The organism is Sphingobium sp. LMC3-1-1.1 (assembly GCF_040676285.1).
GTDB lineage: Bacteria > Pseudomonadota > Alphaproteobacteria > Sphingomonadales > Sphingomonadaceae > Sphingobium.
On record NZ_JBEGHQ010000067.1, the window covers coordinates 171920 to 196831 of the forward strand.

32 protein-coding genes are annotated in these 24912 nt (G+C 64.3%); 22 read left to right on the forward strand and 10 right to left on the reverse strand.

The features are described from left to right. Positions 1 to 5 precede the first annotated feature (5 nt). Complete coding sequence (pspF, locus tag MRBLMC3_RS20770) at positions 6 to 1028, reverse strand: phage shock protein operon transcriptional activator (RefSeq protein ID WP_363832006.1); 1023 nt, start codon at positions 1026 to 1028, stop codon at positions 6 to 8. A gap of 176 nt (positions 1029 to 1204) precedes the next feature. On the opposite strand from pspF, the gene MRBLMC3_RS20775 reads away from it, so the two are divergent. From MRBLMC3_RS20775 to MRBLMC3_RS20815, 9 genes are all read left to right on the forward strand, one after another. Continuing rightward, complete coding sequence (locus MRBLMC3_RS20775) at positions 1205 to 1378, forward strand: hypothetical protein (RefSeq protein WP_363737950.1); 174 nt, start codon at positions 1205 to 1207, stop codon at positions 1376 to 1378. 39 nt (positions 1379 to 1417) lie between these two features. Next, the gene (pspA, locus tag MRBLMC3_RS20780; protein ID WP_363737952.1) at positions 1418 to 2098 is read left to right on the forward strand and encodes a phage shock protein PspA; all 681 of its coding nucleotides are present in this window, start codon (positions 1418 to 1420) and stop codon (positions 2096 to 2098) included. A gap of 3 nt (positions 2099 to 2101) precedes the next feature. Continuing rightward, a complete protein-coding gene (gene pspB, locus MRBLMC3_RS20785; RefSeq protein WP_133653252.1) occupies positions 2102 to 2383 on the forward strand; it encodes an envelope stress response membrane protein PspB in 282 nt (93 codons plus the stop codon). A 1-nt stretch (position 2384) separates the two neighbouring features. After that, a complete protein-coding gene (pspC, locus tag MRBLMC3_RS20790; RefSeq protein ID WP_363737954.1) occupies positions 2385 to 2765 on the forward strand; it encodes an envelope stress response membrane protein PspC in 381 nt (126 codons plus the stop codon). A 122-nt stretch (positions 2766 to 2887) separates the two neighbouring features. Then, positions 2888 to 3211, forward strand: coding sequence for a hypothetical protein (locus MRBLMC3_RS20795; protein WP_363737955.1), 324 nt, complete (start codon positions 2888 to 2890; stop codon positions 3209 to 3211). Positions 3212 to 3240: 29 nt separating this feature from the next. Next, on the forward strand, positions 3241 to 3492 hold the full coding sequence (locus tag MRBLMC3_RS20800) for a hypothetical protein (protein WP_133653255.1): 252 nt from the start codon (positions 3241 to 3243) through the stop codon (positions 3490 to 3492). Positions 3493 to 3522: 30 nt separating this feature from the next. Next, the gene (locus tag MRBLMC3_RS20805) at positions 3523 to 3756 is read left to right on the forward strand and encodes a hypothetical protein (RefSeq protein ID WP_363832009.1); all 234 of its coding nucleotides are present in this window, start codon (positions 3523 to 3525) and stop codon (positions 3754 to 3756) included. A 90-nt stretch (positions 3757 to 3846) separates the two neighbouring features. Beyond that, positions 3847 to 4275 (forward strand): SufE family protein, encoded by a 429-nt coding sequence (locus tag MRBLMC3_RS20810; protein WP_363832012.1) that lies wholly within the window; start codon positions 3847 to 3849, stop codon positions 4273 to 4275. A gap of 69 nt (positions 4276 to 4344) precedes the next feature. Further along, complete coding sequence (locus MRBLMC3_RS20815; protein ID WP_363832015.1) at positions 4345 to 4839, forward strand: hypothetical protein; 495 nt, start codon at positions 4345 to 4347, stop codon at positions 4837 to 4839. Between the two features lie 34 nt (positions 4840 to 4873). Here the strand turns inward: MRBLMC3_RS20815 and ggt are convergent, their stop codons facing one another. Further along, the gene (ggt, locus tag MRBLMC3_RS20820) at positions 4874 to 6574 is read right to left on the reverse strand and encodes a gamma-glutamyltransferase (protein WP_363832018.1); all 1701 of its coding nucleotides are present in this window, start codon (positions 6572 to 6574) and stop codon (positions 4874 to 4876) included. Between the two features lie 188 nt (positions 6575 to 6762). Next, on the reverse strand, positions 6763 to 7812 hold the full coding sequence (locus MRBLMC3_RS20825) for a quinone-dependent dihydroorotate dehydrogenase (RefSeq protein ID WP_363832021.1): 1050 nt from the start codon (positions 7810 to 7812) through the stop codon (positions 6763 to 6765). 472 nt (positions 7813 to 8284) lie between these two features. Here MRBLMC3_RS20825 and MRBLMC3_RS20830 point away from each other — a divergent pair, with 472 nt between their 5' ends. The 10 genes from MRBLMC3_RS20830 (at position 8285) to MRBLMC3_RS20875 (ending at position 16087) form a co-directional block, all read left to right on the forward strand. Further along, positions 8285 to 9115, forward strand: a complete 831-nt coding sequence (locus MRBLMC3_RS20830) for a helix-turn-helix domain-containing protein (RefSeq protein WP_363738229.1) — start codon at positions 8285 to 8287, stop codon at positions 9113 to 9115. Positions 9116 to 9311: 196 nt separating this feature from the next. Continuing rightward, positions 9312 to 9722: an RrF2 family transcriptional regulator gene (locus tag MRBLMC3_RS20835; RefSeq protein WP_133653261.1), complete on the forward strand. Its 411-nt coding sequence runs from the start codon at positions 9312 to 9314 to the stop codon at positions 9720 to 9722. Then, on the forward strand, positions 9719 to 11203 hold the full coding sequence (gene sufB, locus MRBLMC3_RS20840; protein ID WP_363832023.1) for a Fe-S cluster assembly protein SufB: 1485 nt from the start codon (positions 9719 to 9721) through the stop codon (positions 11201 to 11203). The genes MRBLMC3_RS20835 and sufB overlap by 4 nt, the downstream gene beginning before the upstream one ends. A 32-nt stretch (positions 11204 to 11235) precedes the next feature. Next, positions 11236 to 11691: a hypothetical protein gene (locus MRBLMC3_RS20845; protein ID WP_363737969.1), complete on the forward strand. Its 456-nt coding sequence runs from the start codon at positions 11236 to 11238 to the stop codon at positions 11689 to 11691. Positions 11692 to 11708: 17 nt separating this feature from the next. Further along, positions 11709 to 12455: a Fe-S cluster assembly ATPase SufC gene (sufC, locus tag MRBLMC3_RS20850; RefSeq protein WP_363738231.1), complete on the forward strand. Its 747-nt coding sequence runs from the start codon at positions 11709 to 11711 to the stop codon at positions 12453 to 12455. Then, positions 12452 to 13219: a SufD family Fe-S cluster assembly protein gene (locus MRBLMC3_RS20855; RefSeq protein WP_363737970.1), complete on the forward strand. Its 768-nt coding sequence runs from the start codon at positions 12452 to 12454 to the stop codon at positions 13217 to 13219. Before sufC ends, MRBLMC3_RS20855 begins: the two co-directional genes overlap by 4 nt. Further along, positions 13216 to 14427, forward strand: a complete 1212-nt coding sequence (locus MRBLMC3_RS20860) for a cysteine desulfurase (protein WP_363832026.1) — start codon at positions 13216 to 13218, stop codon at positions 14425 to 14427. The genes MRBLMC3_RS20855 and MRBLMC3_RS20860 overlap by 4 nt, the downstream gene beginning before the upstream one ends. Next, complete coding sequence (locus MRBLMC3_RS20865) at positions 14420 to 14896, forward strand: SUF system Fe-S cluster assembly protein (protein ID WP_363832029.1); 477 nt, start codon at positions 14420 to 14422, stop codon at positions 14894 to 14896. The genes MRBLMC3_RS20860 and MRBLMC3_RS20865 overlap by 8 nt, the downstream gene beginning before the upstream one ends. Next, positions 14896 to 15267, forward strand: a complete 372-nt coding sequence (locus MRBLMC3_RS20870; protein WP_363737974.1) for a HesB/IscA family protein — start codon at positions 14896 to 14898, stop codon at positions 15265 to 15267. Before MRBLMC3_RS20865 ends, MRBLMC3_RS20870 begins: the two co-directional genes overlap by 1 nt. Before the next feature lie 22 nt (positions 15268 to 15289). Further along, on the forward strand, positions 15290 to 16087 hold the full coding sequence (locus MRBLMC3_RS20875; RefSeq protein WP_363832032.1) for an SDR family NAD(P)-dependent oxidoreductase: 798 nt from the start codon (positions 15290 to 15292) through the stop codon (positions 16085 to 16087). Positions 16088 to 16329: 242 nt separating this feature from the next. On the opposite strand, the gene MRBLMC3_RS20880 is transcribed toward MRBLMC3_RS20875, so the two are convergent. Both MRBLMC3_RS20880 and MRBLMC3_RS20885 read right to left on the reverse strand, forming a co-directional pair. Continuing rightward, a complete protein-coding gene (locus MRBLMC3_RS20880; protein WP_363832035.1) occupies positions 16330 to 17220 on the reverse strand; it encodes a DMT family transporter in 891 nt (296 codons plus the stop codon). Continuing rightward, positions 17217 to 18233, reverse strand: coding sequence for a threonine aldolase family protein (locus MRBLMC3_RS20885; RefSeq protein ID WP_363832038.1), 1017 nt, complete (start codon positions 18231 to 18233; stop codon positions 17217 to 17219). Before MRBLMC3_RS20885 ends, MRBLMC3_RS20880 begins: the two co-directional genes overlap by 4 nt. 153 nt (positions 18234 to 18386) lie before the next feature. Between MRBLMC3_RS20885 and MRBLMC3_RS20890 the strand changes: the two genes are divergently transcribed. Together MRBLMC3_RS20890 and MRBLMC3_RS20895 are read left to right on the forward strand one after the other, a co-directional pair. Further along, positions 18387 to 19478 carry a branched-chain amino acid aminotransferase gene (locus tag MRBLMC3_RS20890; RefSeq protein WP_363832041.1) on the forward strand — a complete coding sequence of 364 codons (1092 nt, stop codon included), beginning with the start codon at positions 18387 to 18389 and terminating at the stop codon, positions 19476 to 19478. 93 nt (positions 19479 to 19571) lie between these two features. Beyond that, positions 19572 to 20780, forward strand: a complete 1209-nt coding sequence (locus MRBLMC3_RS20895) for an FAD-dependent monooxygenase (RefSeq protein WP_363832044.1) — start codon at positions 19572 to 19574, stop codon at positions 20778 to 20780. A 20-nt stretch (positions 20781 to 20800) separates the two neighbouring features. Here MRBLMC3_RS20895 and ruvC read toward each other — a convergent pair whose 3' ends face one another. From ruvC to MRBLMC3_RS20920, 5 genes are all read right to left on the reverse strand, one after another. Further along, positions 20801 to 21292 (reverse strand): crossover junction endodeoxyribonuclease RuvC, encoded by a 492-nt coding sequence (ruvC, locus tag MRBLMC3_RS20900; RefSeq protein WP_363737985.1) that lies wholly within the window; start codon positions 21290 to 21292, stop codon positions 20801 to 20803. A gap of 160 nt (positions 21293 to 21452) precedes the next feature. Beyond that, positions 21453 to 22196 (reverse strand): YebC/PmpR family DNA-binding transcriptional regulator, encoded by a 744-nt coding sequence (locus MRBLMC3_RS20905; protein WP_363737987.1) that lies wholly within the window; start codon positions 22194 to 22196, stop codon positions 21453 to 21455. A gap of 68 nt (positions 22197 to 22264) precedes the next feature. Continuing rightward, on the reverse strand, positions 22265 to 22591 hold the full coding sequence (locus tag MRBLMC3_RS20910; protein ID WP_363756210.1) for a heavy metal-binding domain-containing protein: 327 nt from the start codon (positions 22589 to 22591) through the stop codon (positions 22265 to 22267). A 22-nt stretch (positions 22592 to 22613) separates the two neighbouring features. Then, positions 22614 to 22856 (reverse strand): DUF2312 domain-containing protein, encoded by a 243-nt coding sequence (locus tag MRBLMC3_RS20915; RefSeq protein ID WP_363832047.1) that lies wholly within the window; start codon positions 22854 to 22856, stop codon positions 22614 to 22616. Positions 22857 to 22999: 143 nt separating this feature from the next. Further along, positions 23000 to 23299, reverse strand: a complete 300-nt coding sequence (locus MRBLMC3_RS20920) for a DUF1244 domain-containing protein (protein ID WP_363737991.1) — start codon at positions 23297 to 23299, stop codon at positions 23000 to 23002. Between the two features lie 105 nt (positions 23300 to 23404). Here MRBLMC3_RS20920 and pyk point away from each other — a divergent pair, with 105 nt between their 5' ends. Beyond that, positions 23405 to 24856 carry a pyruvate kinase gene (gene pyk, locus MRBLMC3_RS20925; protein ID WP_363737993.1) on the forward strand — a complete coding sequence of 484 codons (1452 nt, stop codon included), beginning with the start codon at positions 23405 to 23407 and terminating at the stop codon, positions 24854 to 24856. Positions 24857 to 24912: the final 56 nt, after the last annotated feature.

Below are 24912 nucleotides of genomic sequence, written 5' to 3' on the forward strand. Positions count from 1 at the left end.
TTGGGCTACCCCGCGCTCAACCCATGCTTCTTCATGCAATGGCGAAGCTGGTCATAGGTCAGCCCCAGCCCCTTCGCCGTCGCCCGCTGGTTGTAGCGAAAGCGCTCCAGCGCCGCGCGGACGATGGCCGCCTCATGCGCATCCACGGCGGATTTGAGGTCCGTGACCGCGTCATGGCCGTTGGCGACGGGAGCTGGTGAACCCATGGCCCGACCCTCCGCCACGACCTGCACCGGCATCAGCGGCTGGGGTTTCCAGGGCGAGGCGAAGGGATCGAACACGATCGCCGCGACCGGCCGCCCCGGCTCGTTCCAGCGATAGACCGCGCGCTCCACCACATTGCGCAGTTCGCGTACATTGCCCGGCCAGTAATGGGCCTCCAGCTCGGCCATGCAGGCGGCGGAAAAGCCCGGCCATTGCGGCCAGCCGATCTCCGCCGCCATGCGCCGCCCGAAATGATTGGCGAGCACTGCGACATCCCCCTCCCGCGCCCGCAACGGGGGCAGGGTGATCACCTCGAAGCTCAGCCGGTCCAGCAGATCGGGCCGGAACCGCCCGGCATCGGCAGCGGCGGGCAGGTTCTCATTGGTCGCCGCGACGATGCGCACGTCGACCGTCAGTGGCTTCGACGCGCCGATTCGTGTCACCTCGCCATATTCGATGACGCGTAGCAGCCGCTCCTGCGCCGCCATGGAAAGCGTGCCCAGCTCGTCCAGGAACAGCGTGCCGCGATCGGCCTCCTCGAACCGTCCCGCCCGCGCCCGCGCCGCGCCGGTGAAGGCGCCCTGTTCATGACCGAACAATTCCGCCTCGATCAGCGTTTCCGGCAGCGCCGCGCAGTTCATGACGATCAGCGGTTCGTCCCAGCGGGGCGAAAGATGGTGAAGGCGCTCCGCGATCAGTTCCTTGCCGGTGCCGCGCTCCCCGATGACCAGTACCGGCCGGTTGAGTTCCGCCGCCCGTCCGGCCTGCTCGACCGCATCGAGAAAGGCCAGCGACTGGCCGACGAACTGGGTGTTTTTCTCCATGCCCCAACTTATGGTGAAAATTCCCATATTTCGGCAAGTCCTATTCTTGCACGATCGTAAAAAACCGCGAAATTCTGCCATTTCCGAAAATTGGCACGGCTTCTGCAAAGTCGGAAAGCGAAGCCGCTGACCTATCGAGCGGCACGCATATGAAGGCCAAGGTTCAGGAGTTTATCATGGAAAAGCAAAGCAACAGCGTCCGCGAAATCGGTCAGTTCCTGTCCGTCGCCATCGCCTCCGTCCTGTTCGGATCGACCCTGATCCTTTCGGCGGTAGGCCCGGCCCGCGCCAGCGAAGTCCCGATGATCGCGAACCCGGAATGCCCCGCAGCCTTGCACTATCTGGCGTAAGGCTCGCCCCGACACGTTCGTACCAGGAGTGAAGTTCAAATGGGTATTTTCTCCCGCACCCGCGACATCATCGCCGCCAATGTCACCGACCTGCTCGACCGGGCGGAAGACCCGGCGAAGATGATCCGCATGATCATCCTCGAAATGGAGGAAACGTTGGTCGAGGTGCGCGCCTCCGCCGCCCGCACCATCGCCGACCAGAAGGAAATGCGGCGTCACATCGCCAAGCTCCAGGGCCTGCAGGACAGCTGGACGGAAAAGGCCCAGCTCGCGCTCAGCAAGGACCGCGAGGATCTGGCCAAGGCCGCGCTGGTGGAAAAGCAGAAGGCGGTCGACATGGCGGAGCAGCTTTCCCATGAGATCGAGGTGCTGGACGAAGCGCTGCGCGCCTCCGAAGAGGACATCGCCAAGTTGCAGGGCAAGCTGCGCGAGGCCCGCGCGCGCCAGAACAGCCTGGTCACGCGCATGGAAAGCGCCCAGAACCGCCTGCGCCTGCGCGAAGCCTATGCCGGCGAGAAGGTGAACGACGCCTTTGCCCGCTTCGACATGCTGGAGCGCCGGGTCGACATGGCCGAGGGCCGCGCCGACGCCCTGAGCCTGGGCAACCAGCCCAAGACGCTGGAGGAGGAGATCGCGGAGCTCAAGACGTCCGACAAGGTCGACGCCGAACTGGCCGCGCTGAAGGCGTCGATGAACGCCGGTACAAACAGGGGAGAATGACGCATGGAGGACGTGTTCCTGCCCCTCATGATCTGCGGCATGCTGTTCATCGGCATGCCCTGGCTGATCTTCCACTATGTCACCAAGTGGAAGCAGGCCCCCAAGATCACCGATGAGGACGAGAAGCTGCTGGACGAGCTTCACCTGCTCGCCCGGCGGCTGGAGGAGCGGCTTCAGACCGTCGAACGGATCGTCGCCGCCGACAACCCCGATTTCCGTCCCGCCGGTCCTTCGCAGGACGAGGATTATGACTTCGACCGCCAATATCCCCACAGGAGGAACTGAGATGGCTGCCCGTCGCACCAAATTCTATCTCGACAAGCAGAACGGCAAATGGATGGGCGTATGCGCCGGCATAGCCGACTATAGCGGGATCGACGTGCTGTGGGTTCGCGTCGGTGCCGTGCTGGTGACGCTGATGGGGGCCTTTCCCTGGACGCTGATCGCCTATTTCATCGTGGCCTATTTTGCGGAGAACAAGCCGGCGGGCCTCTATGCCGACCGGGATGACGAGAAATTCTGGCAGGGCGTTCGCACCAATCCGGCACGCTCGACCCGCGATGTGCGGTCCAAGTTCCGCGACATCGACCGTCGCCTGGCCGATATCGAAACCTATTATACCAGCCGTAACACCCGGCTCGCCGATGAGATCGACAACCTGCGCTGACGGAATCGCGTGGCCCACGCCGTTTATCGAACGGGCTTGGGGGTCTGTCGAAAAATCGGCATTTTGTCTGAGAAATTCAACATCTGATATGCCGCACCTGCGGGTAGCGAGGGAGGTTTGCCATGTCGGAACAATTTGCGTTGGTTGCGCAACTCGCACCGCTGATCGTGATCTGCACCGGGATCGGTGTGGGCGGCTGGATCGTCACCACCTGGCTGCGGATCAAGCATGGCTATCCGCTGGACGGGGCGTGGGGCCAGGCCATCTATCCGCAGGCGGGCAATGAGGCGATGGAACGGATCAGCCTGCTGAGCCAGGAAAATGCCCAGCTACGCGCCGAAATCGGATCGATGAAGGACAGGATGGTCGTGGTCGAGCGCATCGTCACCGATGAAAGTCACTCACTGAACAGGGAAATCGAGCGTCTGCGCGGCCCCGCCAACTGACGGCCCCAGGCTCAGCAAGGGAAAAAATCATGAATCCGTTTGAAATGGTCGTCGCCATAGTCGCCATAGCAGCCGTCGCCAGCGTCGTTCGCGCCAAATATGGCATCGTTCGCCGCCACAAGGGCGAAGAACTGGTCCAGCGCGGCCCCGATCCGGAAGCCGAGCGCCTCCGGGCGGAGGTTAAAGCGCTGAAGGACCGGGTCGCCGTTCTGGAACGGCTGGCGACGGACAGCAGCACCGCTCTGGAGCGCGAATTCGACAAGCTCCGGGACCGCGACTGACGCGGGCATCATCATCACAGGGAGGACGATATGCAGGACCCCCTTATCACTTTGACATTGGCGATTGCGGGTCTGTCGGGACTCATCATCGTCACCGCCGCGGCCTTGCGGGGCTGGAATGGCTGGCTGGACCTTAAGCGCGCGGAACTCGCCCGCGGGACGGAGGGGGCAGCGCCGCCCTCCACCGCGACCCGGATCGAGGTTGCCGACCTCAAGGAACGCATCCGCAAGCTGGAAGCCATAGCCGCGGGCGTGGATATCTGAAAAAGGCCGATTTCCTCCTCCCGCCCGGCGGGAGGGGGACGGCAGCGGGAAGAGCTTTCCCCGCTTGAATTTCACCCTATATGGGCGGCCATGACCCAATTGCCCGTCCTTGCCGATCTGGTCGAAGAATATGAATTCCTCGACGCTGACGACCGCTACCGCCTGCTCATCGACCTGGGCAAGGCGCTGGAGCCGATGCCCGACGCGCTCAAGACCGACGCCACGCTGGTTCGCGGCTGTTCGGCGGCGGTATGGGTCTATCCCACCGTGATCGACGCCGATTCCGCCAGGGGCAAGCGGCTCCATTTCCTGGCGGACAGCAACGCCGCCATCACCAAGGGGATCATCGCGCTCGTCCTCCTCACCGTGCAGGATCAGTCGCCTGCCGCCATTGCCGGGACGGATATCGAAGCCGCGCTCGCCCCCTTCGACCTGCGCAACCAGTTGAGTTCCAACCGGACGCAGGGCATTCCCAACATGATCGCGTTGATCCGGGATACTGCCGCCCGCTATAGCTGAGCGGAGGGAAACCACGTCGACGCCATGCGTTCTCCTTCCGCCAACGAAACGGACAGAAGGAGAAAAGCGATGCGATCGATAGCGATGCTTGCCGCCCTGGGGCTGATCGCCGCCTGCTCATCCTCCGACGACAAGGGGCCGACGCAGCGCGACCAGATCGGACAGGTCTGGAAATATGAAGGCGGCGAGGGCGGAAAGGCCAAGGTCGCCTATATCGGCAGCGCCAACACGGTCCAGACCATGACCGCCGCAGATACGTTCGGCGTGCTGCTGGTCCAGCCGCTGCAGGAAGGCGGGGCGGATGTCACGGTCAAGCTGGTCGGCGCGCCCTTCACCTGCGACCTGTCGGACTGTAAGGTCACGGCCGTCACGGACGACGGCAAGACGCATGAATGGAAAGGCCGGATGACCGAGAACCAGGACGGTATCGAAGTCCTGCCCGCGGCCAAGGCCTATGATGCGATCAAGGACAGCCGGACGATCAAGGTGAACCTGGTGGTGGGGCCGAAGGACAAGAGCTTTCCCTTCCAGTTCAACGTCGCGGGCCTGGACCTGAAAGTGTAGCCGCCGCAGGAGCACGGCGCGTTCCAACAGGGCTTCACTCCTGCAACGACACGCCCGGACTGCGCGGATCGGCGCCGCCCACCCAATGGCCGTCGGCCGTGCGCTCCGCCGCATTGGCTTTCAGGCCGAAGCGGCTGATCGACACCTTGTGCCCCAGCTTCTCCAGCGGCGCCTTCATCGCCTCCAGCGATGTGCCCTGTTCCAGCACCAGCCCGTCCCGGTCGAAGAACTCGAACCCCAGCGCGATCGAATCCTGCGCCGACAGGCCCCAGTCGAAATGCGCGATCAGCGCCTTGGCGACCTGCATGATGATGGTCCTGCCGCCCGCCGCGCCGATGGTGAAGACCGGGGTTCCCGCCGCATCATAGACGATGGTGGGGGACATGGACGACAGCGGCCGCTTGCCCGGTTCGACCCGGTTGGCGACGGGCGCGCCGTCCTTTTCGGGGGTGAAGCTGAAATCGGTCAGTTCATTGTTCAGGATCACGCCATTGGCGACGAGCTGGCTGCCGAAAAAGCTCTCTATGGTGGAGGTCCAGGCAGCGATGTCGCCGTTACGATCCACCGCGACGAAATGGCTGGTGCCCGATTCGGGCTGGGGCAGGGCTGCGGTGCGCTTTTCCGCACCCGGCGGCGTGCCGGGGCGATAGTCGTTCAGCGTCCTGCCCATGCTGATCAGCGCCGACCTCTGCCGGAGATAGCCGGGATCGATCAACCCGGCGATCGGCACGGACACGAATTCCGGATCGCCCAGCCAGTTGTCCCTGTCGGCATAGGCGAGCTGCATCGCTTCCCCGATGACATGCCAGGACCGGGGATCGTCCTTGCCCCACTTGGCCAGCGGAAAGCGTTCCACCATGCCCAGCACCTGCAATACGGTGATGCCGCCCGCCGAGGCCGGTCCCATGCCGCATATCGTATATCCGTGATAAGGCCCGCAAACCGGCTTGCGCGGCTTGGCCTGATAGGCCGCGAGGTCGGCCTCCGTCATCGGCACGGGATTTTTCGGCGCCTTGCTGACCGTGTCCGCGATCATGCGCGCATTGTCGCCCAGATAGAAGGCGTCCGGCCCCTCCGCCGCGATCCGCCTGAACAGGGCGGCGAGCGGCGGATTCTTGAGGATCGTGCCCATCGGCGCAGGTTTGCCGTCGATCCAGAAATATTTCTGGATCTCGGGAAAATCAGCCCACACCGGCGCAACCGCCTTCATCGCCGTGTCCAGCCGCTGGCGCACCTCGAACCCCTGTTCGGCCAGTCTGATGGCCGGCTGAAACAGTTCGGCCCAGGGCAGCTTGCCCCATTTGCGGTGCGCCTCCCAGGCAAGGCGGACATTGCCGGGCACGCCGACGGAATAGCCGCCCGGCCAGGCATCGCGGAAGGAGAGGGGCTTGCCGTCCGCCCCCATGAAGCGATCGGGCCGCGCCGCCGCCGGCGCGGTCTCCCGCCCGTCGATCGATTCCAGCACGCCGGTCCGCCCGTCATGATGCATCAGGAATCCGCCCCCGCCGATACCGCTGTTATGCGGCTCCACGACATTCAGCGTCAGCATCATGGCGATGGCGGCGTCGGTGGCGCTGCCGCCCCTGCGCAATATCTCCTGCCCTGCCTCCGCCGCGCGCGGATCGGCGGCGGACACGGTGGCGTTGACCGCGACCGGCTCCCGCGCGGCCAGCGGGGAGGGGGAAAGGGCATAAAGAGCGAAGGGAGCCAGCAGGCCGAAAAGGCGAAAGGTCATGTCGGGTACCCTAGAGCATCGTGCGCAAAAGTGGGAACCGGTTTTGCGCGAAAACGATGCGACATCAAAAGCATAGAGCGCGCTGCGTGACTCGGATTCAGCGCAACGCGCTCCAGAGCGATTTCCAGGCGATCGGAACCGATAGCGCGCTCGATCGCTGTATTGCGCTCCGCAACCCGCTGGACGAATCAGGCGTCGACACCCACTATCTCGCTGATATTCCTCACCCCGTCGCGCGCCATCAGCGCCTTGATGCCGCTATTGATCCGCCGGGCGAGATAAGGCCCCTCATAGACCAGCGCGCTGTAAAGCTGGATCAGGCTCGCACCGGCGCGGATGCGGGCATAGGCCTGTTCCGCCGTGGCGATGCCGCCCACGCCGATCAGCGGCAGGCGAGTGCCCAGCACCCGCCGAAAGTCGCGCAGCCTTTGCAGCGCCAGATCGTGCAGCGGGGCACCCGACAGGCCGCCCGCCTCCCCGGCGAGCGGCGACCGCAGCGAAGGCCGGGATATGGTGGTGTTGGACACGATCAGCGCGTCGATCCGGTGGTCGATGCAGGCGTCGGCAATATCCTCGATATCGGCGGGCTCCAGGTCCGGGGCCACCTTCAGGAAGATGGGCGTCCGATTCGTCCCTCGCGCCGTCATGACCGCGCCCAGCAATTGGTCCAGCGCGGCCCGGTCCTGAAGCGCGCGCAGTCCCGGCGTGTTGGGCGACGAGATATTGACCGTCAGATAGTCGGCCAGGGGCGCCATGCAGGTCACGCCCGTGGCATAGTCCGCGATCCGATCGGTCGCGTCCTTGTTGGCCCCGATATTGATGCCGATCACCGGGTTTTGTCCGTTCCTGCCGGGCCGCCTGCGCTTCGCGATTCGCTCAGCCGCTGCCGCCTGGCCGCCATTGTTGAAGCCCATGCGGTTGACCACCGCCCGGTCCTCGGCCAGCCGGAACAGCCGGGGCAGGGGATTGCCCTTCTGCGACAGGGGCGTCAGCGTTCCCAGTTCGGTAAAGCCGAAGCCCAGCCCGTGCATCTTGTGCGCGACCAGCCCCTCCTTGTCATAACCCGCCGCCAGGCCCACCGGATTGGGAAAGGCGATGCCCGCCACCGTCTGGCCCAGCATCGGATCGGGTTCGAGCGCGGGCGGCACCGGCATCAGGCGCAGCAATCTGATCGACAGATGGTGGGCGCGCTCGGCATCCAGCGCGAAAAACAGGGGGCGGATCAGGCGATAGGACATGGCGGCGCTATGCCATCGCAAAGCGCACAGGTCGAGTCGCTGTTGCAGCGCGGCAACAGTAAGGACGGAATGACATTTCTTAACAAAATTCCTTGGGATTCGTCCCGTTTTGGTTCGGCCAATGTCCGATCCATCCAATAAAGTTTCAGCGATTCGGACGTAAGAGAGTCCTGCGACCCGAAGGCTCTAGGCCATATGGCTGACGAGACCTTTTCCTGACCCGGCGGTGAAAACCGCCGGGTCGTTTTTTCCCTGCCCTGCGACATTTATTGACGGGCCCGGCATGGTGGAAAGCGCATTTCCGCCACGCATAACCCTTGCACCTTCACGCCGATGGAGCATATTGCATCACCGGGGTGATAATATGGGGCCGCATGACAGCGAGACGTCCGGGGGGGCGTTGAATATCAAGGCGAAAGATGGTCATGCGCCGCTGTCCTATACAGTCGACGCGGCTCAGGGAGCGGTACGGTTGCGCTATTTCGCGCCACCCGACCAGCTCAACGCCTATTTCGGTTCGCTCTACATCTTCACCGAAACGGCGGAACATTATTCCGACGTGACCCGTGCCGATGTGCCGCAGCTTCGTTTCATGCTGGACAACAGCGGCGACTATCATTTCCATGATGGAACGATAGTGCCGACGCCGGAAGTCTGCCTGTTGGGCCCGACCATGGGGGCGACTCGCTTTGAACTGACGGGGCCGGGCCGCGTGGTCGGCATTTCGCTGCTCCCTGCGGGCTGGATCGCGTTGCATGGGGGGGATGCCAGCATTCTCACCGATCGGTTGCAGGAGATGGTCGACCTTCCCGGCTACCGGCAATTGCTGGAGCAACTCCGCGCCACCGACGATGCGGAGGAGATGGCCACGCTCTGCTGGTCATTCCTGTCGGAACGTCTTGTTCCCCTGTCGGATTCGACATGGCGGCTGCTGAAGGCGGTGGACGGCTGGCTGATGGATGAAGGTTCTCCGCGGATCGAGACGCTGGCTGACATCACCGGCCTTTCGCCACGCCAGCTCGCCCGGCTCACCAACAAGTATTATGGCTGCCCGCCCAAGCTGCTGGCGCGCAAATATCGGGCGCTGCGGTGCAGCGCGCGGATCGCGCTGGACCATGAAAGCTGGCAGGCGCTGTGTGACGACGGGCGTTTCTACGACCAGTCGCATTTCATTCGGGAGATCAAGCATTTCATCGGCCTGACCCCGCACCAGTTACAGACAGAGCCGAGCGCGGTGGCGCAGCTCACCCTGCTGCGCCGCTCGCTGGGTGGAGACGTCGCCGTGATCAACCGTTTCAGCTAGAGCGATTTCCAAGCGATCGCTGGTTAAGAATCGCGGCAAACAAGGAATCCGGAGCGGCGATCTGATTCAATCAGATCGAAACCCGCTCTAAACCTCATCCATCAGCAAAAATGCCTTGATTCCCGCCTCTGCCGGGACCACATGCCAATCGGATTGATTCGATCCGATTTGAGAATGGTTCGCAAGACGCAGGGTCATGAGGCTTTCGAGTTTCGCAGATTATGCCGTGGTGCTGATGTCCGCCGCCGCCCGCCATTGCGGCGCGGCCAGGATGAACGCGACCACACTTTCGGCCGAAACCGGCATTCCCCTGCCCACCGCGCAGAAGCTGGTGAGCCGGCTGTCGGCCGCGGGTCTGCTCGAATCGAGCCGGGGGACAGGCGGCGGCGTGCGCCTTGCCCGGCCGCCCGCCGCGATCACGCTGGCCGATGTGGTGGAGGCGGTGGAAGGCCCGATCGCCATGACCGCCTGTACCGAAATGGGCGCCCATGACTGCACGCTGGAGCAGGATTGCCGCGTCCGGCCGCATATGAACGTCGCGAACAATGCGATCCGATCGGCGCTCGCGAGCGTCACCATCGCTAGCCTTACCCGAGAAATGGCATGACCGAGGAAACCACCACCGTCCGCAACCGTGAAGCGCATGAGGCGGCCGATCGCGCCTCCACCTATGAGCATGGCTGGTCCTCCGCCATCGAACAGGATTTCGCGCCCAAGGGGCTGAACGAAGACACGGTCCGCTTCATTTCGGCCAAGAAGAAGGAGCCGTTATGGCTGCTGGAATGGCGGCTGAAGGCCTTCGCCATGTGGCAGAAGATGGAGGCGCCGGACTGGGCCAAGCTCAACATTCCGCCGATCGACTATCAGGACGCCTATTATTACGCGGAGCCGAAGAAGAAGATCGAACTGGACTCGCTGGATCAGGTCGATCCGGAGATTTTGGCGACCTATCAGAAGCTGGGCATTCCCATTGCCGAACAGGAAGTGCTGGCCGGGGTGAAGGGCAGTCGCAAGGTCGCGGTCGACGCGGTGTTCGACAGCGTCTCGGTCGCCACCACCTTCCGCAAGGAACTGGAGGAAGCCGGCGTCATCTTCCGCTCGATCAGCGAAGCGGTGCGTGAATATCCCGATCTGGTAAAGAAGTGGCTGGGCAAGGTCGTGCCGATGCACGACAATTATTTCGCGACGCTCAACTGCGCGGTCTTTTCCGACGGCACCTTCGTCTACATCCCCAAGGGCGTGCGCTGCCCGATGGAGCTTTCCACCTATTTCCGCATCAATGCGGAGAATACCGGGCAGTTCGAACGTACGCTGATCGTCGCGGACGAGGGCAGCTATGTGAGCTATCTCGAAGGCTGCACTGCCCCGATGCGTGACGAGAACCAGCTACACGCCGCCGTGGTCGAACTGGTCGCGCTGGACGATGCGGAGATCAAATATTCGACCGTCCAGAACTGGTATCCGGGCGACGAGAACGGCAAGGGCGGCATCTATAATTTCGTGACCAAGCGGGCGCTCTGCCAGGGCCGCAACAGCAAGGTCAGCTGGACCCAGGTGGAAACCGGCTCCGCGATCACCTGGAAATATCCCAGCTGCGTGCTGAACGGCGAGAACAGCGTGGGCGAGTTCTACTCGGTGGCGCTGACCAACAACCTCCAGCAGGCCGATACCGGCACCAAGATGATCCACAATGGCAAGGGGTCGCGTTCGACCATCGTGTCCAAGGGGATCAGCGCGGGCCGCTCGAACAACACCTATCGCGGGCTGGTGCGCGTCGCGCCGGGCGCGGAGGGCGTGCGCAACTTCACCCAGTGCGACAGCCTGTTGCTGGGCGACCAGTGCGGCGCCCATACCGTGCCCTATATCGAGGTGCGCAATCCTTCGGCGCAGATCGAGCATGAGGCGACGACGTCGAAGATTTCCGACGACCAGCTTTTCTACGCGATGCAGCGCGGGCTGGACCAGGAAGCGGCGGTCAGCCTGATCGTCAACGGCTTTGCCCGCGAAGTGCTGCAACAACTGCCGATGGAATTTGCCGTCGAGGCGCAGAAGCTGCTCGGCATTTCTCTCGAAGGATCGGTGGGCTGAGGCCTGCCACACGAACACCAAGGACAAGACTCTTGAGCGACGAAGACGATATTCAGGATGCCCTCGCCGATTTCGCGGAGGATGTCGGAAATGGTCAGGCATGGACCGCCGCGATCCGCATCCTGACCGAGGATTATGAGCTGGAAGAGGGCGAGCTTCAGGCCCGCGCCGCCAAGGATTTCGGCGACCTCGACGCCTATCAGGCCGAATGCCGCGCCGCGCTGGAGACGGGCGACCTAGCCTTCACCGAGAAGCTGAAGAGCGACAAGGCCTTCCACAAGGCGAAGGCGCCCAATCTCGCCCGCATGGGTCCGGTGACCGAATTCGTGACCGGCGTGCTGGAAAAGGGCGCGCCCGAACCCGGCGCCGACTGGTGGCCCTATATGCCGATCAAGCGCCATATCGACACGCTGTTCCCCGCGCCGGGCGATGTGCGGGACATGGCCTTCTGGACCGCGCGGACGCTCCAGCGCGCGCATGGTCGTTGATTTTTGGGGTGTGAATGATGCTGACGATTGAGAACCTCACCAACGAGATTGACGGCAAGGCGATCCTGAAGGGCCTGTCGCTCTCCATCAAGGCGGGCGAGATCCACGCGATCATGGGGCCGAATGGCGCGGGCAAGTCGACGCTGGCCTATACGCTGGGCGGCCGCCCAGGGTATCAGGTTACCGGCGGTAATGCCTCTTTTAACGGTGTGAACTTGTTCAGCTTGGAGCCGCACGAGCGCGCCGCCGCCGGCCTGTTCCTGGGCTTCCAATATCCGGTCGAGATCCCCGGCGTCTCCAACCTGCAATTCCTGCGCGAGAGTCTCAACAGCCAGCGCAAGGCATGCGGCCAGGAACCGTTGTCGGGCGGCGAGTTCATCAAGCTCGCCAAGGAAAAGGCGGCTCTCCTCGGCCTCGACATGGAAATGCTGAAGCGTCCGGTGAATGTCGGCTTTTCCGGCGGCGAGAAGAAGCGCGCTGAAATGGTGCAGATGGGCATTCTCGATCCCAAGCTGGCGATCCTCGATGAAACCGACTCCGGCCTCGACATCGACGCGCTCAAGATCGTGGGCGCCGGCATCAACGCCATCATGCGCAAGCCCGACAAGGCGGTGCTGCTGATCACCCATTATCAGCGCCTGCTCGACTATGTGAAGCCGGACTTCGTGCACGTCCTTGCCGCTGGCCGGATCGTCAAGTCCGGCGGCCCGGAACTGGCGCTGGAACTGGAGCGCGAGGGTTATGCGGAGGTGGTTGCGGCGTGACCACGCTCTCCCTTGCCGCACGCCCCCTCCCTACAAGAAGGGCCGAGGAATGGCGCTACAGCGACCTTGATGCGCTGGCGGCCATCTGGCCGACGCCCGCGCCGACGCACATCGATGTCGCGGCCGGAGAAACTGCGCACCATCATCTGTTGCAGGATGCGGGCGAAGGCGCGGCGGCGGTGCATGATTATGTCATCAGCATCGCGGACGGCGCTCGGCTCGACTTCCACCTCCTCAATATCGGCGGGAAATTCGGTCGCGTGGCCTTTACCGTGACGCTGGGGCGGGGCGCGCATTTCGAACTGAACGGCGCGATCATCGGCAGCGGCGAGCAGACGCTGGAGATCATCACCTCCGTCACCCATGCCGAGCCGGACGCGACCAGCGGCCAGACGATCCGTTCGATCCTGGGCCAGCGCGCCACCGGCAGCTATCTGGGCAGCATCAATGTCGCCCGCGATGCGCAGCGCACCGATGCCTTCCAGTCGGTGAAGGCGATGCTGCTCGACCGCACCGCCACGGCCAATGTCAAGCCGGAGCTGGAAATCTACGCCGACGACGTGAAATGCGCCCATGGCGCGACGGTGGGCGAACTGGACAAGCAGGCCCTCTTCTACATGGCGAGCCGCGGCATGGACCCGGCGACCGCCAAGACGCTGCTGCTCAAGGCCTTTGTCGCGGGCGTGTTCGACGATGTGGCCGACGAAGCGGTCAAGGACCGGCTTGAGTCCGCCGCCCTCGCCAAGCTGGAGAGGCTGGTATGACCGACCTGGCCCAGGCTTTGCAGCTCAGGGACGACTTTCCCGGCGTAGGTAGCTGGCATTATCTGGACAGCGCCGCGACCGCGCAGAAGCCCCATGACGTGATCGACGCCATCGCCCGCGCCTATGGCCCGGACTATGCGACGGTCCATCGCGGCGTCTACGAACGTTCGGCGAATATGACGCTTGCCTATGAGGCGGCGCGCCGGAAGGTGGCGCAGTTCATCGGCGCGCAGTCGGACAGCGAGATCGTCTATGTCCGCGGCGCGACCGAAGGCATCAATCTGGTCGCGCAAAGCTGGGCAGGGACGCAGCTCAAGGCCGGCGACCGCATCCTGCTCTCCATGCTGGAGCATCACAGCAATATCGTTCCGTGGCAGATTGTCGCCGAAAAAGTCGGGGCCGGGATCGATGTCGTGCCGCTGACCCCGGACGGCAAGATCGATCTGGATGCCATGGCCGCGATGATCACGCCCGCGCACAGGATGGTCGCGCTGGCCCATGTGTCGAATGTGCTGGGCAGCGTGCTCGACGTCCGCCGCGCCGCCGAAATCGCGCATGGCGTGAGCGCGAAGATCCTGATCGACGGCTGCCAGGCCGTGCCGCGCCTTGCCGTGGACGTACAGGCGCTGGACTGCGATTTCTACGTCTTTTCCGCGCACAAGCTCTACGGTCCCACCGGCATTGGCGCGCTCTGGGGGCGAAAGGCGCTGCTCGACGCCATGCCGCCCTATCAGGGCGGGGGATCGATGATCGACAAGGTGACGTTCGAAAAAACCACCTATGCCCCCGCGCCCACCCGGTTCGAGGCGGGGACGCCGCATATCACCGGCGTTGTGGGTTTGTCGGCGGCGATCGACTATGTGCAGGCCATTGGGCTGGACGCGATCCACGCCCATGAATGCGCGCTTGTCGCGAAGGCCAGGACCGCGCTGCAAAGCCTCAACAGCGTGCGCGTGTTCGGCCCGGAAGATTCGGCGGGCATTCTTTCCTTCGAGGTGGAGGGGGTGCATCCGCACGATGTCGGCACCATATTGGACGAAACCGGCGTTGCCATCCGGGCTGGGCATCATTGTGCGCAGCCGCTGATGCGCCATTTGGGCGTCGAGGCCACGGCACGGGCCAGCTTCGGCATCTACAGCGACGAAAGCGATGTGGATGCGCTGGTCAAGGGCATAGAAAGAGTGAGGAAAATCTTCGCCAATGACTGAAGTGAATCGCGAAGAGCGCAAGATTCTGGTGGAAGAGGTCGAGGGGGTGGAAACGCCCCCGAAGGCGCGCGTCGAGGAGGTGGCCGGTTCCGGCGCGCGCCAGCGCGACTATCTGGATGGCTTCCTCGCGCAGAAGCCTGCCGACATGCCCAGGGGCGAACCGGGCGGCAGCCTCTATGATGCGATCATCGATGCGCTCAAGGAAATCTATGACCCGGAAATCCCGGTCAACATCTATGATCTGGGCCTCGTCTACGGCGTAGACGTGACGGAGGATGGCCATGCCGTCGTCACCATGACGCTCACCACGCCGCACTGTCCGGTGGCCGAATCCATGCCGGGCGAAGTCGAATTGCGTGTCGGCGCGGTGCCGGGCGTGGGCGATGCGCAGGTGAACCTCGTCTGGGATCCGCCGTGGGATCCGCAGAAAATGTCGGACGAAGCCAAGCTCGAACTGGGAATGCTCTGATGACTCCTCCTCACACTGGCGAAACAAAGATCCGTGCCCGTCCGGCTGCCGTCGTGCTGACGGCGAGCGCCGAGCAGCGCATTGCCGACCTGATGGCGCAGGCGCCCGAAGGCGCGATCGGGGTCAAGCTGTCGACGCCGCGCCGGGGTTGCTCCGGCCTTGCCTATTCGGTCGATTATGTGAACGAGGAGGCCAAGTTCGACGAGAAGATCGAAACGCCGGGCGGCACCTTCTATATAGACGGCGCCTCCGTGCTCTATCTGGTCGGATCGACCATGGACTGGGTGGAGGATGACTTCACCGCCGGTTTCGTCTTCAACAATCCCAATGCCAAGGGTAGCTGCGGCTGCGGCGAGAGCTTCACGGTCTGACTTGGCCAGCGGCCGCCTGAACATGCCCCATATGCTCATCCTGGGCATGGGCTACACCGGCTCCCGGCTCGCCATGCGCCTGCGGGCCGAGGGATGGCATGTTACCGGCGTTCGTCGCGCCGCCGATGCCGAAACGCTCGACTTCAGCGACGAAACCGCTGTGCTGACCGCCATCGCGCGGGCCAGCCACATCCTGTCCTCCGTTCCGCCCGAGGGTGATGCCGATCCGGTCCTCACCCGCTATGGCGGCGCCATCGCCGCAGCGCCTGCCATCTGGACCGGCTATCTCTCCTCCACCGGGGTTTATGGAGATGCGGCGGGCGCCTGGGTCGATGAAGCAAGCCCGACCGGCGTGGCCCGGCGGGCTGCGCGCGCGCAGGCCGATGCGGATTGGGGCGCTCTGCGTCCGGACCTCCGCCGCTTCCGCCTGCCGGGTATTTACGGCCCCGGCCGCTCCGCGCTCGATCGTGTGCGGGAAGGGCGGGCGCACCGCATCGACCTGCCCGATCAGGTGTTCAGCCGCGCCCATGTCGATGATATCGTCGCTGGCGTCCTCGCGTCGATCCATCATGGTCCGCCGGGCATCTATAATCTGTCCGACGACCTGCCCTGCGCGCAGAACCGGCTGATCGAGGAAGCCTGCGCCCTGCTTGGCCAACCTGCCCCGCCGCTGCTGACACTGGAGGAGGCGCAGCTTTCCCCCATGGCGCGCTCCTTCTACGTTGAAAACCGCAGGGTGGCGAACGGACGCGCCAAGCGCCTGCTGGGCTGGTCTCCCCTCTATCCCACCTATCGCGAAGGGCTGCGCGCCTGTCTGTGACTCGCTCCGCCGCAAAGCAGGATCATCACTAACGACTTCTTAACCATCCCTGCCCGATGGCTGGCCCGTCAGCTTCCGGGGAATAAAGAGATGGACCGCTTCGATCATGCCTTCACCGCTCTGGGCCAGCGCATCAACAGCCTGTCCCTACCCGAACGCACCGCATCCGCGCCGGTGCCGCTCGCCAGCCTGATCGACAGGGTCAATGCGGCCAAGCGGCTTTACCAGCCGGGCGTCCGCCCTCAGACCGGCTTGGTTCGCAGCGCGACGACCATCCCTGCAATTGCCAGCAGCGCCCCCGCACCCGCCAGCGCCGTCCAGCGATAGCCCTCGACCAGCGTCGAGATCAGCATCGCGATCACCGGGATCAGCACGCTGGTATAGGCCGCCCGCCCCGCGCCCATTTGCTGGATCAGCCGGAAATAGAGCGGGAAGGTCACGACCGAACCCGCCAGCCCCAGCCAGGCAATTCCTGCCAAATAGCCCAGACGCATCTCGATGACCGGCGGTCCGGCCGTCGCCCAGGCGAACAGCCCATCTACAGCCGCGCCGATCAGCATTGCCCAGGCGAGCACTGCCGCCATCGGCAGCCGCCGGGCGATCTCCATCCCCTGCATGACATTGGCCGCCGACGCGCTCAGCAGCCCGGCGATCGAAAATGCCGCGCCCAGCAGCACCATGTCCGGCCGGACCCGGGCGCCATGATATTCATGCGTCAGCATCAGCGCGATGCCCGCCAGTGCGACCCCCGACCCTGCGATGAAGGCGCGGCTCACCGGCTGACGGAAGAAGAGATAGGCGAGGATGCTGTTGGGTATCAGCAGCATCGCGTAGATCACCGCGACCACGCCCGATGTCAGATAATGCTCCGCACGATAGACGAAATTGAAGTTCATCACGAACTGCGCCGTACCCAGCAATCCCGCGAAGGCCAGCCCGCTGCCACCGATGTTGAGCGGCAAGCCGCGCAGCCGGGCGAAGATCGCCATCGCCGATCCGGCCAACAGGAAGCGGTAGCAGACAGACCAGCTTGGCGGCACATTTCCCAACTGGTCCCGGATCACGATCCAGGTGGAACTCCAGATCAGCGTGACGAGGATGAAGGGCAGGAAAACGCCCTTGTCCTCGCTCATCCCTCCAATGTCCTGATCGCCTCGGCCAGAGGCTGCACGCTGGAGGCATGCTGCGACCAGTTGGTGACGAGCCGCGCCGCATCCCCGCCCCAGTCATGGAAATCGAAGCCCTGCGCCCGCAATTGCGTCCTTTCCGCCTCGCTCAGCCGCACGAACAGTTCATTGGCCTGGACCGGATGCAGCAGCCGTCCCGCCGCGCCCGCCGCCAGCGCCTGGGCCGCGGCATTGGCTGCCCGCGCGTTGCGCAGCCACAGGTCGCCCTCGACCATCGCCAATAGTTGCGCCGCCAGATAGCGGCCCTTGGAGAAGAGGTGTCCACCCCGCTTGCGCCAGCGCGCGGCCTCGGCCGCGCGCGGCTGCGCCTGATTGCCGAAGAAGACGAGGGCTTCGCCCACCATGCCGCCATTCTTGACGCAGCCGAAGGAGAGGATGTCGACTCCTGCGCGCCAGGTCACATCGCCGGGATGGCAGCCCAGATAGGCCACCGCATTGGCGAAGCGTGCCCCGTCCATGTGGAAACCCAGCCCATGCTCCCGTGCCAGATTGCCCAGTGCCGCGACTTCGCCGGGCGTATAGACCAGGCCATATTCGGTCGCCTGGGTGATGCTGATCGCCCGTGCGGGCACCTGGTGCACGTCGGGACGGATCGCCTTCAACCGGTCCAGCACTGTTTCAGGCGACAGTTTCGCGCCCTCGCCAGGCAATGCCATCAGGGTCGCCCCATGGGTGTAGAAGCCGGGCGCGCCGCATTCATCGACGACGATATGCGCCTCCTCATGGCACAATATTCCGCCATAGGGTGGGCAGAGCGAGGCCAGTGCTATGCTGTTTGCCGCCGTCCCGGTCGCGATCCAGAGCGCCACCGATTCCGTCCCGAACAGATCGGAAAAGGCACCGTTCAAGCGGGCGCTCCAGCGGTCCCCGTCATAGCCATGATCGGCCTGGTCGGCCGCGACGATGGCTGCCATGACTTCCGGGCAGACCGGCGTCGCATTGTCGGAGAAAAAGTGCATGACCCACGGGATAGCCGTGCTGCGGCCCAGCGCCAAGATGCCACCCCGACGGGATCGGCCATGGACCGCAACTTGGGTCAGTAATATTGACCATTGTTTCGCGCCGCCATCTGTGACATAGGCGGCCCGTCCGATCCAAAGGAGTTTTTCGACATGGACGTCCAGCAGACATCGCGCTTTACCGTCACCCGCAGCAACAAGGCTGTGTCGGCTGATCAGCGCGCCGTATTGCTGGTGGATCCCGGTTTCGGAAAGCTCTTCACCGACCATATGGTGACGATTCGCTATACCGAGGGGCAGGGCTGGCACAGCCACGCGATCGGCCCGCGCGAGCCCTTCCAGCTCGATCCCGCCTGCGCCGTGCTCCACTATGCCCAGGAAATCTTCGAAGGCATGAAGGCATACCGGCTCGAGGACGGCAGCATCGCCATGTTCCGGCCAGAGGAAAATGCCCGCCGCTTCGCTGAATCGGCTGAGCGCATGGCCATGCCCGTTCTGCCCGAAGACCTTTTCCTGGAGGCGGTCGAGGAATTGGTGAAGATCGACGCCGACTGGATCCCGTCCGGGGAGGGCAGCCTGTACCTGCGCCCCTTCATGTTCGCGAGCGAAACCTTCCTGGGGGTGCGCCCGGCGAACGAGTATATTTTCTGCGTCATCGCCTCGCCTGCCGGCGCCTATTTCAAGGGCGGGAAGAAGGCGGTCACGCTCTGGGTGTCGGAACATTTCACCCGTGCCGCGCGGGGCGGCACCGGCGCTGCCAAATGTGGCGGCAACTACGCCGCTTCGCTGGTGGCGCAAAAGGAAGCGATCCAGCATGGCTGCGACCAGGTCGTCTTCCTCGACGCTGCCGAGAACAAGTGGGTCGAGGAACTGGGCGGCATGAACGTCTTCTTCGTGATGGACGACGGTTCGATCGTCACGCCGCCGCTGTCCGGCACGATCCTGCCGGGCATCACCCGCAACAGCATCCTCTCGCTCGCCCGCGCCAGGGGGCATGACGTGCGTGAGGAGCTCTACAGCTTTGCCCAATGGCGCGCCGACGCCGCCAGCGGCAAGCTGCGCGAGGCCTTTGCCTGCGGCACGGCGGCGGTCGTGACCGCGATTGGCACGGTGAAGAGCGTCGACGGCGACTTCACCATCGGCAATGGCGATGGCGGCATCGTGACGGAAGCGCTGCGCGCGGAACTGACCGGCATCCAGCGCGGCACGGTGGCCGATCCGGCGAACTGGGTGCGGAAGCTTTAACGGCCGGACGCACGCTCCGGATGGGCGAACGGGGGGAGGCGAGGCGCTCTGACGCCCTTCCCAATCCGTTCAGGAGCGCCTAGAACCGCCGTCATGCAACGCTTTGACGTCACCATATTGGGCGGTGGCCTTGTCGGCCTGACCCTTGGCATCGCCCTTTCCGGCCATGGCGTGCGCTGCGCCGTGATCGATCCGGCCAACCCGGTGGAAACCACCGCCACGGATTTCGACGGCCGCGTATCGGCGATCAGCTCGACCAGTTTCGCCATGCTGTCGGCGATCGGCGTGGCCGACCATCTGGAGGGCAAGGGTTGCCCGATCGACCGCATCTGGGTCAGCGACGGGCTGGCGCCCGGCGCGCTCGATTTCGCTCCGGATGCGGACGATGGGGTGATGGGCATCATGTTCCCCAATCGCGACCTGCGCGTGGCTCTGGCGAAGACGGCGGAGCAGGCCGAAAATCTCACCCGTTTCCAGCCCGACCGGGCGCTGCATGTTGATCGCAATGCTGATGGCGTGACGCTGACCCTGGCCAGTGGCGAAACCATTCACGGCGCACTGCTGGTCGCAGCGGAGGGACGCAACAGCCCCACGCGCGAGGCAGCCGGCATCCGCACCACGCGCTGGGCCTACAAGCATGTCGCGATGGTGACCGCGATCGATCATGAAGTGCCGCACGCCAACACGGCCTATGAGATCTTCTATCCCGGCGGCCCTTTCGCGCTGTTGCCGATGCTGCCGGGCACCCGTTCCGCGATCGTGTGGACCGTGCCGACGGAGCAGGCGCCCGCCATGCTCAAGCTCTCCGAACGCGCCTGGCTGGCAGAGGCGCAGAAGCGCATGGGTGGATTCCTGGGCGAAATTGCACTTGCGGGCCCGCGCTCCAGCTATCCGCTTGGCTTCCACCATGCGGCACGAATCACCGACACGCGCCTCGCACTGGTGGGGGACAGCGCTCATGCGATTCACCCGATCGCCGGGCAGGGCCTCAACCTGGGCTTCCGCGACGTCGCCGCGCTGGTCGAGGTGCTGGTCGAAGGTATGCGGCTCGGCCTCGATCCCGGCGATGCGCAGTTGATGGCCCGCTATCAGCGTTGGCGCGGGCTGGACGCGATGATGACCAGCGTGGCGATGGATGGACTGGTCCGGCTGTTCGATGTGCCCGGCCGCATGCCTTCGCTTGTCCGCCGCGCCGGGCTGGCGGCGGTGCAGCGCACGTCCCTGCTCAAGAACCGCTTCATGGCGGAGGCGCGGGGGCAATCCGGCGCACTGCCCCGCCTGCTGACGGGCGAGATGGTGTAGGCCGATCTGGCCGGCGCCTTCTATTTTCTCGGAATCCTTCGCGCGCTGGCCAGGTGATGGGCGTGGGTGATCGCCACGGCCAGCGCGTCTGAGGCATCGGGGCCGACGACCTTGGCGCCGGGGAGGAGGCGGGAGACCATGGCGTGAACCTGCTCCTTCGATGCATTGCCGACGCCGACCACGGATTTCTTGACCAGCCGGGCGGCATATTCGCCCACCTCCATGCCGGAGCGCGAAGCTGCCAGCAGCACCACGCCGCGGGCCTGGCCGAGTTTCAGCGTCGATTGCGGATTGACGTTGAGGAACACCTCTTCGACCGCGGCGCCATTGGGCTGATGTTCCAATATGAGGTCGGTCAGCGCCAGATCGAGCACCAGCAATCGGCTCGCCAGCGCCATGGCCGAATCGGTCTTGATCTGGCCGTTGGCGATATGGGTCAGGCGGTTGCCGTCGGCGGCGATCAGTCCCCAACCGGTCGTGCCAAGACCGGGATCCAGACCCAGGATGATCATGATCTCTCTCTCGACCCTTGGCGGGAGACAATGGCACTGCCTGTCAGGAGAAAGCGGTGGTCATGCACGTCGCTCGCCCGGCCTTCAAAGATCCGCCAAGGCGGCAAAGCTGCCAGTGCTTCGCTTCCCTCTCCCCGCAGGGGAAAGGGAAGGCGAAGGATCAACCCAGTTTCTCCATGACTTCGTCGGAGACCTCGTAATTGCCCCAGACGGTCTGGACGTCGTCATCATCTTCCAGCGTGTCGACGAGCTTCATCAGCGTCGCCGCATTGCCTTCGTCCACTTCAACGGTGGTCTGAGGCTTCCAGGCGAGCTTGGCGCCTTCCGCCGGGCCGAGCTTGGCTTCCAGCGCCTTTGCGACTTCGTGCAGCGCGTCCATGGCGGTCCAGATCTCATGCTCGTCCTCGTTCGAGGACACGTCGTCCGCACCCGCCTCCAGCGCCGCTTCGAAGATCGCGTCGGCATCGCCCGCGCTTGCTGGATAGCTGATGAGGCCCATCCGGTCGAAACCGTGGCTGACCGCACCTGAAGCGCCCATATTGCCGCCATTCTTGGAAAAGGCGGTCCGGACATTGGTCGCGGTGCGGTTGCGATTGTCGGTCAGCGCCTCGACGATGATCGCCACGCCGCCGGGACCATAGCCCTCGTAGCGGATTTCCTCGTAATTCTCCATGTCGCCGCCGATCGCCTTGTCGATCGCGCGCTGGATATTGTCCTTGGGCATGGACTGCGCCTTGGCGGCGTTGATCGCGAGGCGGAGGCGCGGGTTCATGTCCGGGTCGGGCATGCCCATCTTCGCCGCGACGGTGATTTCGCGGCTGAGCTTGGAGAACATCGAGGAGCGCTTCTTGTCCTGCGCGCCCTTGCGATGCATGATGTTCTTGAATTTGCTATGGCCGGCCACGGCCTGCTCCTGACTTGTCTGTTTGTTGGATGCGCGCTCTCTAGCGAGCGCGCCCCATTCGCGCAATGTCAGACGAGGATCGCCGTGCCCGATGCCGTGACCATCAGCATCGATCCGCTCGATCCCACCGTCTCATAATCCAGATCGACACCGACGACCGCATTGGCGCCCAGCGTCGCGGCGCGGGTGCGCATTTCCGCGATCGCCTGTTCGCGGGCGCGCTGAAGCACGTCCTCATAGGCACCGGACCGTCCGCCGACGATGTCGCGGACGCTGGCGAACAGGTCGCGGAAGAGATTGGCGCCCACGATCACCTCGCCGGTGACGATGCCGAGATATTCCCTTGCAGGGCGGCCCTCCAGCGAAGGCGTGGTGCTGACGATGATCTCGGTCATGAGCGCTCTCCTGTGTTGCGATCTATTCGATGCCCAGCGCCGACTTGTATGTTTCCAGCAGCGCTTCGGCTTCCATGCGGGTGTTGCGTTCCATCTTGCGCAGGCGAACGATGGACCGCATCGTCTTCACATCATAGCCATTGGCCTTGGCTTCCAGATAGACGTCTTTGATATCGTCCGCGATGCCCTTCTTTTCCTCTTCCAGGCGCTCGATGCGCTCGATGAAAAGGCGTAGCTGTTCGGCGGCGACATTGCCATCGCTCATGAGAATCTCCAGTGAGTGTGAATCGGTGGGTGAATCGGTCGGCCCCAGCCTCTAGAGCGTTTTCACGATGAGTGAAAACGCTCTTGTCTTTCAAGGCCGCATTTTCCGAGCCGTTTGGCGGTAAACGGCCAGCCTGAAATAGTCTAATGCCCGTCGGCATTCTTCGCCACGCTCTCCTTCATGCGGGCGATCTGTTCCGGCGTGGCCTCCCCCTGGTAGCGGGATTTCCATTCGGCAAAGGGCATGCCGTGGATCACCTCCCGCGCCTCGTCCTTGCCCATCGTGCCGTCCGCTTCCGCGATCCAGTCCGCCAGGCAGTTGCGGCAGAAGCCCGCCATTCCCATCAGATCGATGTTCTGGACGTCGGTGCGGTGCTGCAAATGCGCCACCAGTCGTCGGAAGGCGGTTGCGGCGACCGCATCGCTGAGTATGGTATCGTTCACGGCGATCCTTTCGCTGATCTACATCATCCTGTCGTGCAGCACGGATAATCGAAAACCGCGCCCTGGCAACCCAGAGGCGACCATGACGGTCAGGAGACAAGAGGAATGACGAGATTACCGCCCCGTTCGCGCAAGGTTCGCATCTTGGCGACCCTTGGCCCCGCGAGCGACAGCCCGGAGATGATCCGCGCGCTGTTCGTCGCCGGGGCCGACGCCTTCCGCATCAACATGAGCCATGGCGCGCATGAGGATCATGCCGCGCGCATAGCGGCGATCCGGGCACTGGAAAAGGAATTCGGCCGTCCGACGACCATCCTGGGCGACCTTCAGGGCCCCAAGCTGCGGGTCGGAACGTTCGATCGGGGATTGGCGATGCTGGAGACGGGGGCGGCGTTCGTGCTGGACAGCGATCCGGCACCGGGCGACGCGACGCGGGTCAATCTGCCACATCCGGAGATCTATGCGGCGCTGCTACCCGAAACCCGGTTGCTGCTGGACGACGGCAAGATGGTGCTGCGGGTCAAGAAGGTGACGGAAAACCGCATCGACACGGTGGTCGAAGTCGGCGGTACCCTCTCCAATCGGAAGGGGGTGAACGTGCCCGACGTGGTCGTGCCGGTGCCGGCGCTGACCGAAAAGGACCGGCGCGACCTCAGCTTCGCGGTCGAGCAGGGCTGCGACTGGATCGCCCTGAGCTTCGTCCAGCGGCCCGAAGACCTGGCCGAGGCGCGCAAGCTGATGGGCGGCTATGGCGCCTTGATGGCGAAGATCGAGAAGCCGGCCGCCGTGCAGCGGCTGGAGGAGATCATCGAACTGGCCGACGGCGTGATGGTGGCGCGCGGCGACCTTGGCGTCGAACTGCCGCCCCAGGCGGTGCCGCCTCTTCAGAAGCAGATCGTGGCGGCGGCGCGGCGCATGGGAAGGCCCGTCGTGGTCGCGACGCAGATGCTCGAATCGATGATCAAGGCGCCCACGCCCACCCGCGCCGAAGTGTCGGACGTGGCGACGGCGGTTTACGACGGGGCGGACGCGATCATGTTGTCGGCGGAGACGGCGGCGGGCGATTGGCCGGTCGAGGCAGTGACGATGATGGACAGCATCGCCCATAGCGTGGAGCGGGATCCCGGCTATTTCGGGCGGTTGCATTATACCGAGACGAAGCCGGACCCAACCACCGCCGACGCCCTGGCGGAGGGCGCGGGCAGCATCGTGTCCGTGGTGGGGGCGAGCGCCATCACCTGCTTCACCTCCTCGGGCAGCACCGTGCGCCGCGTGGCCCGCGAACGGCCCATGACGCCGATCCTGGCGCTGACGCCGCGGCAGGACACGGCACGCAAGCTGGGGCTGACCTGGGGTGTATATGCGGTGCGGACAAAGGATATCGGCACTTTCGAAGAGATGATCGGCAAGGCACGCCGCATGGCCCTGCGCCATGACCTGGTCGAGAAGGGCGGCAAGATCGTCGTGCTGGCGGGCGTGCCGTTCGGGACGCCGGGATCGACCAATGTGCTGCACGTGGCCGCGGTGCGCGGCGATGAGCTGAGGGGGCGGGACTAGGATCCGTCCTAGGGCGTTTCCCAAGCAGATCTGATGGACGCGAGTTCCAGCCTCGC